At 59.3% G+C, this 6,108-nt stretch carries 6 protein-coding genes; 4 read left to right on the top strand and 2 right to left on the bottom strand.

Annotation, left to right across the window (positions count from 1 at the left end; all coding sequences use genetic code 11):
• The 3 genes from phnP to HX846_RS26080 all read left to right on the top strand — a co-directional run bounded on the left by phnP (window position 1) and on the right by HX846_RS26080 (window position 3,559).
• Window positions 1-750 (top strand): phosphonate metabolism protein PhnP, encoded by a 750-nt coding sequence (gene phnP / locus HX846_RS26070; protein WP_003210610.1) that lies wholly within the window; start codon window positions 1-3, stop codon window positions 748-750.
• Window positions 751-1,086: 336 nt separating this feature from the next.
• The gene (locus tag HX846_RS26075; RefSeq protein ID WP_178966372.1) at window positions 1,087-1,860 is read left to right on the top strand and encodes a M10 family metallopeptidase C-terminal domain-containing protein; all 774 of its coding nucleotides are present in this window, start codon (window positions 1,087-1,089) and stop codon (window positions 1,858-1,860) included.
• A 226-nt stretch (window positions 1,861-2,086) separates the two neighbouring features.
• Entirely contained in the window at window positions 2,087-3,559 is a 1,473-nt protein-coding gene (locus HX846_RS26080) for a M10 family metallopeptidase C-terminal domain-containing protein (RefSeq protein ID WP_178966373.1), read from the top strand.
• Here the strand turns inward: HX846_RS26080 and HX846_RS26085 are convergent.
• Entirely contained in the window at window positions 3,535-4,242 is a 708-nt protein-coding gene (locus HX846_RS26085) for a helix-turn-helix transcriptional regulator (RefSeq protein WP_177068872.1), read from the bottom strand. The genes HX846_RS26080 and HX846_RS26085 overlap by 25 nt on opposite strands.
• Before the next feature lie 74 nt (window positions 4,243-4,316).
• Between HX846_RS26085 and HX846_RS26090 the strand changes: the two genes are divergently transcribed.
• Entirely contained in the window at window positions 4,317-5,426 is a 1,110-nt protein-coding gene (locus HX846_RS26090; protein ID WP_178966374.1) for a cytochrome P450, read from the top strand.
• A 3-nt stretch (window positions 5,427-5,429) separates the two neighbouring features.
• Here the strand turns inward: HX846_RS26090 and HX846_RS26095 are convergent.
• Window positions 5,430-6,108: substrate binding domain-containing protein (locus HX846_RS26095; RefSeq protein ID WP_178966375.1), on the bottom strand; the 679-nt coding region annotated here is incomplete at its 5' end.

Consider the following 6,108-nt stretch of genomic DNA (forward strand, 5'->3'; position numbering starts at 1 on the left):
ATGCGCCTGACACTGCTGGGCACCGGCGATGCGCGGCAAGTGCCGGTGTATGGCTGTGAGTGCGCCGCCTGTGGCCTGGCCCGCCATGACCAGAGCCTGCGCCGCCGCCCATGCAGCGCATTGATCGAGTGTGGCGACCAGCGCTGGTTGATCGACAGCGGGTTGCCCGACCTCACCGAGCGCTTCCCGCCGCGCAGCTTCAACGGGATTCTCCAGACCCATTACCATGCCGATCATGCCCAGGGTCTGCTGCATCTGCGCTGGGGCCAGGGGCTGGTGATTCCGGTGCATGGGCCGGTGGATCCGGAAGGGTTGTCCGACCTGTACAAGCACCCCGGCATCCTCGATTTCAGCCAGCCGTTTGCCGAGTTTGAAACCCGCCGGTTGGGTGAACTGAGCGTCACCGCGTTACCGCTGCTGCATTCCAAGCCCACCCTGGGGTATCTGCTGGAAGGTGAAGGGCGGCGCATTGCCTACCTTACCGACACCGTCGGCCTGCCACCCGCCACCCGCGATTGGCTGCAACGGGAGCCGCTGGATGTGCTGGTACTCGATTGCTCCATGCCGCCGCAACCGCAGGCACCGCGCAATCACAATGACCTGACGCTGGCGTTGCAATGTATTGAAGAGGTGGGTGCGCAGTTGGGGGTGCTGACCCATGTGGGGCATACGCTGGATGCGTGGTTGTTGCAGCATCGGCGAGAGTTGCCGCGGCATGTGACGGTGGGCTGGGATGGGCGGGTGATTTAAGCCCTTGCGCGAGAAATCTTTTAATTGATTAGCGCGTGTCAGAACCTTGGTTGTAGGTGAAAGATTTAATCAAGGGTAGGAAAGTTTCAAGTCTTGCTGATGAAGTTTACAACATCGGTGGCGAAAAATTTGGCTGCTTAATAGTTCCTACAATCAACTTCTCCTATCGTGTTGGATGGGCGAATTTTAATGTTTCAATACTTCTTGTGAAATAATCTCGGCTTGGTGAGTTGCGCTTTCTTGTGGCAGTTTAGTTGTCCCGGTGAAAAGGGTTTGCCGGGGGTGGGCCTTATTTAAAGAGGGTCTGTTATTCTGTGTCCTTAAGGAAGTTGTTGCATGATAGTTACTTCTCCTGTTTTTAACTCTTATGTACAAAACGTGGTAGCACCTGAAAGGTCGGGCGATCGTCATTCCGATAAAAAGTCCCACCCTGTAATGGGTCGACTGACACCCGGGCCGGACGTGTCAGACACGGTCTACGGTTTCAACTCCAATATCGCCAACCGCTCCATGAGTCTGCATTCACTCAGTAGTGCGCCAAGGTTCACCGTACGTGACAAAGGCGGAAACGATACGCTGGATTTCTCCGGGTTCAACCAGGCCCAGAGAATTGATCTGCGTGACGGCGCGGCTTCCAGCGTGGGCGGCCTGCACAATAACGTCTCGATAGCCAAGGGTTCCAGGGTGGAGAATGCCAAAGGGGGCGCAGGCCACGACTTGCTGATTGGCAACCAGGTTGGCAACGTCTTGACCGGTGGCGTAGGGGCCGACGTCCTTTGGGGCGTGGGGGGCAGCAATACCTTCCGTTATGAAAAGGCCAGTGACTCTACCTATCACAACGCGGACATGATCATGGATTTTGTCAGCGGCAGGGACAAGATTGATCTGGTGCCCATGATGAAAGAGGTCAATACACCCTTGCGGGTGGTTGAGGCCTTTACGGGGCGTATTGGCGATACGGTGGTGAAGTTCAATCCCCACAGTGGCCGCTACTTTGTTGCGGTAGACCTCACAGGCAACCGTGAGACAAGCTTCCTGGTTAAAAGCATTCACTTGATAAGACCGTCGGATTTACTAGGGCCTGTTACTGAAGTGCAGCGTCCGATATAAAATCTAATGCCGAGGCGCGTGCGGTTTTTTGAAGTGGGTTTGGTATTTATAAAAACCTGTTTGAGAGGCGTCCGCGCCTTGGTTTTTACTCCCCTGCAGGGGGGGTTACTTGGTCATGGGTTGTTTGGAATGCAAGTGAATTTCAGGGTCCCCTGGTGTTCGGTCGTATGCTGGCCAACGGGTTCAGGGGGCGCTTTCCATTAATTAAAAAGAGCGCGCGGTTTTCATGAATAGTTCTAAGCTGATAGCTGGCAAACCCTCGACCTACTATGTACCGGAGTCTGATCCCGGACCGTTTGGTGTCGGTGCCGGCAAGCCCACCTACACGACTGATCAGGCCGGCAAGCACATCACGCGGGACAACATGCGGTTTCAAGACCGTAACGGCGATAACAAAGTTGACCTGTCGTACACCGTCGACTCGAGTTTCACCCCGCAGCAGAAGCAACGTGTGTGCGAGGCGGTACAGTCCTGGCAGGACGTGGCCAACATCAACTTCAGGGAGCAGGCAGGTGGAACGGAAGGTACGGTGAACATCAGGAATAACCCTCGCGGTGACCTTGGCGTTGCTACCTTTCCGCGCGGGACGACCACCACAACAGCGACGATCGGCACCCGGGGTACCAATAGCGCGCCAGCCCTGGGCAGTCATTTTTCGGTCACCACGGTGCATGAGATCGGTCACGCCATCGGCCTGCAGCATCCGGGTAACTACAATGGCGGCGGCTCCAGCTACAACAGTGGCGCGGTCTATACCGGGGATACCAAGGCGCGCAGCGTCATGAGCTACTGGTCGGAGAAAAACCAACCCGGCCACGACTTCAAGTCGTTGAATCCATCTGCACCCATGATGGATGACATTGCGGCGGCCCAGCGGTTGTATGGGGCCAATCATCAAACCCGCAATACCGACACCACCTATGGCTTCAACTCCAATACCGAGCGCGAAGCGATGACCCTCAAGAGCGCCACGGACAAACCGATTTTCTGCGTATGGGACGGCGGCGGTGACGATACGTTGGACTTTTCCGGGTTCTCCCAGGACCAGAAGATTAACCTCAATGCCGAGTCGTTCTCTGATGTGGGCGGCTTGAAGGGCAATGTCTCGATTGCCAAGGGGTGTACGGTTGAAAATGCAACGGGTGGTGCAGGTCGCGACACCTTGATCGGCAATGAGGCGGGCAATCGGCTCAAGGGTGGAGCGGGTGCCGATACGTTACGCGGCGGCGGTGGGGCAGACATTTTTATCTACGACAAGGCCAGTGATTCCACGCCACAGCACCCTGACCTGATCGAGGACTTTACCAGCGGCACCGACAAGATTGATGTCTCGGGGGCATTAAAGGAGGCCGGTGTCAGCGGCCTGGTTTTTACCGATCGGTTCAGCGGCCGGGCAGGCGAGGCTGTGCTCAAGCATGACGCCACCACCGGCCGTGCAAGCCTGGAAATTGACCTGGCCGGGAAGGGCACGGCCGATCTGCGGGTGACCAGCAAGGGGGAAATCAAGCCTGGGGACGTGCACTGGGCCGGCCATAAACCGGACGTGCAACCCGTGCCCAGTGTGCTGCCTGCCCCGACGCCGACGCCGACGCCGCCAGTCGATCCGAAGACGGACACCCTTACGCAGTTGAACAAGATGGTCGCCAAGATGTTGGCCGTCCTGATGCAGTTGTTTCAACGCCTCGCCAAACCCTCTTGAGCGGTCAATCCAAACCGGCAGGCCAATTCCTCCTGCCCCTTGGGTGTGAGTCCAAGGGCGCGGCTATCCAAATCCTGGGTCACCCATCTACGGCGGATGAAGCTTTCCAGCAAAGCGGCCCCCAACGCGCCGGCCAGATGCGGGCGCCGCATGCTCCAGTCCAGGCACGAACACGCAAAACGACGCCGTTGCGCTCGAAGCGTCAGCACGTCCACACCCAATTCGGTCATGGCCTTTTCACCTGCTGCGGTGAGCTGGTAGGTACTGTCGCCTACCATCCAGCCGGACGCGATGAAATGGTCATGCAGACGCACCGCCAGCGTCCCGGCCATGTGGTCGTAACAGGTCCGGGCGAATTGCAATCGAGTGGGCGTGGTTGATACGAACGTCGTCGTGGTGTTTCTGCTGATCACCATCAACGCTTCAATCACCTGAGCGACGTGAGGGCCCGCGAGGCTGTAATACCGGTGCCGGCCCTGTGTATGCAGCTTCACCAGCCCATCGTCCTTGAGGCGTGCCAGATGAGCGCTGGCGGTGGAGGCACTGACCTCGGCGATGACTGCCATTTCGGTGCTGGTGCGCGCGTGGCCGTCCATCAATGCGCAGAGCATTCTGGTGCGGGCCGGTTCCGCAATCGCGCCGGCAACCCGGGAGAGGTCGGAGTCGTCGTTATGGGCGTTCATATTTCGTTCCTGAACGAATCGTTGCGGTGGGCGGTGGCTGATAGTAGCGGTTCTTTAAGAACAGGGAGTACGCAATGACACCGCTGGAAGCTGCTACGCATCACGATCCCTATGATTTTTACACAGGCCTGAGGCTTAACGGCGGACTGCTGTTCGATGAAGGTCTCGGGTTATGGGTCGCCAGCACTGCCAGGATAGTGGAGGCCGTTCTGGCACATCCCGATTGCCGGGTGCGTCCGTTGCACGAGCCGGTGCCTGCGGCTATTGCGCAAGGTGCGGCCGGGCAGGTGTTTGCGGCGTTGATGCGCATGAATGAAGACGCCGGCCATCGGTGTCCAAGGGCGGTAATCGAACCGGCGCTGGCCTCGGTAGAGGTCATGAATGTCCAGGCCTGCATCGGTCACCCGGGGGCCGACCTGAGCGAATTAATGTTCACGTTACCCGTGTCTGCCGTTGCATATGGGCTGGGTTTTCGCAGCGACCAGTTGCGGGAAGTCGCCCAACTGACACGTGATTTTGTCGCCTGCCTTTCGCCCCTGAGCACTGAGGTTCAACTGCACGACGCACACGCCGGGGCGAGCAGGCTCAGGGAGATGTTCAGCGGGGTGCTGGAGCAAACAGCCTTGCGGGCGCACATCCTTCGCAACTACCAAGCCAGTACCTGGGAAAACCTTGGCGCATTGACCGCCAATCTGATCGGACTGCTGTCACAGACCTGCGAAGCGAGCGCCGGCCTTATTGGCAACACCCTGGTCACGCTGCATCGGTTTCCCGATCTGCTGGCGCGCATTCAGGGCACGCCGACCCTCGCCGTCGCGCTGGTCGAAGAGGTGGCCCGCTACGATTCTCCGGTGCAGAACACCCGGCGATTTGTGGCCCGGCGTTGCACGATTGGCGACAGGGTTCTGGAGGCGGGTGACACCGTGCTGGTGCTGCTGGCCTCGGCCAATCGGGACGCGGCCGCGAACCCTGCGCCCGAGGTTTTTCTACTTGAGCGACAGCAACGACGAATCTTCAGTTTTGGCGCTGGAAGGCATCAGTGCCCCGGTCAAAACATCGCGGTGAGTATCGCTGCGCAAGCGATCCAGGATTTGCTCCTGCGCCAGCCAGAGGTGTTGGCGGTGCCGCGCGCGTTCAGTTATTGGCCATCGCTGAACGGACGTATTCCCCACTTTGACAGCTGAGGATCAGCGCACCACTCCCTCCATAAACTCGATAAACGCCCGGGCCTTGGCGCTGACCATCCGGCCTGTCGGCAACACGGCCCACAAGTCCCGGGGCGGCAGTTCCCAGTCGGTCAGCACGGCCTTGACCTCGCCACTGGCGATCTCCGGCATGAACATCCAATCGGCGGCCATCGCCAACCCCTGGTGAGACAGCACGCCGGCGCGAATGCCTTCGGAGGACGTGACGCGCAGGCGCCCGCGCGCGACGACAGGGCATTGCCGGGCAGCTTGAGTGAACGTCCAACAGGTACTTTCGCTCAAGCTATAGATCACCGCCTGATGGTGCAGGAGGTCTTCCGGGGAGTGGGGTTCGCCATGGCGCTCGAAATAGGCAGGGGTGCCGAAAATCCGGCTGGGGCTTTGGCCGATCTTGCGGGCGGTCAGGCCGGAGTCGCTCAGGTTGCCGATGCGCAGCGCAACGTCGATGCCTTCTTCCACCAGATTGAGCACGCGGTCGTCGAGTACGACGTCGACATTCAGGCCGGGGTGTTGCTCAAGAAACGGGCCCAGGTTGGGAATGATCTGCAAGCGGCAAAAAGTCACGCCCGCGCTGACGCGCAAGGTGCCCGACAGGCCATTGCCGGCGCTTCGGGCGGTGTCGTCGGCATCGTTGGCTTCGTCGACGGCGCGCTTGGCCTTT

Source organism: Pseudomonas sp. K5002 (assembly GCF_013386655.1).
Classification (GTDB): domain Bacteria; phylum Pseudomonadota; class Gammaproteobacteria; order Pseudomonadales; family Pseudomonadaceae; genus Aquipseudomonas.

What these genes read in the sequence shown, in the direction of transcription:
- HX846_RS26075 (WP_178966372.1), top strand. Translation starts at nt 1,087, where the DNA reads ATGATAGTTACTTCTCCTGTTTTTAACTCTTATGTACAAAACGTGGTA.
- HX846_RS26085 (WP_177068872.1), bottom strand. Translation starts at nt 4,242, where the DNA reads ATGAACGCCCATAACGACGACTCCGACCTCTCCCGGGTTGCCGGCGCG.
- HX846_RS26090 (WP_178966374.1), top strand. Translation starts at nt 4,317, where the DNA reads ATGACACCGCTGGAAGCTGCTACGCATCACGATCCCTATGATTTTTAC.
- HX846_RS26080 (WP_178966373.1), top strand. Translation starts at nt 2,087, where the DNA reads ATGAATAGTTCTAAGCTGATAGCTGGCAAACCCTCGACCTACTATGTA.
- phnP (WP_003210610.1), top strand. Translation starts at nt 1, where the DNA reads ATGCGCCTGACACTGCTGGGCACCGGCGATGCGCGGCAAGTGCCGGTG.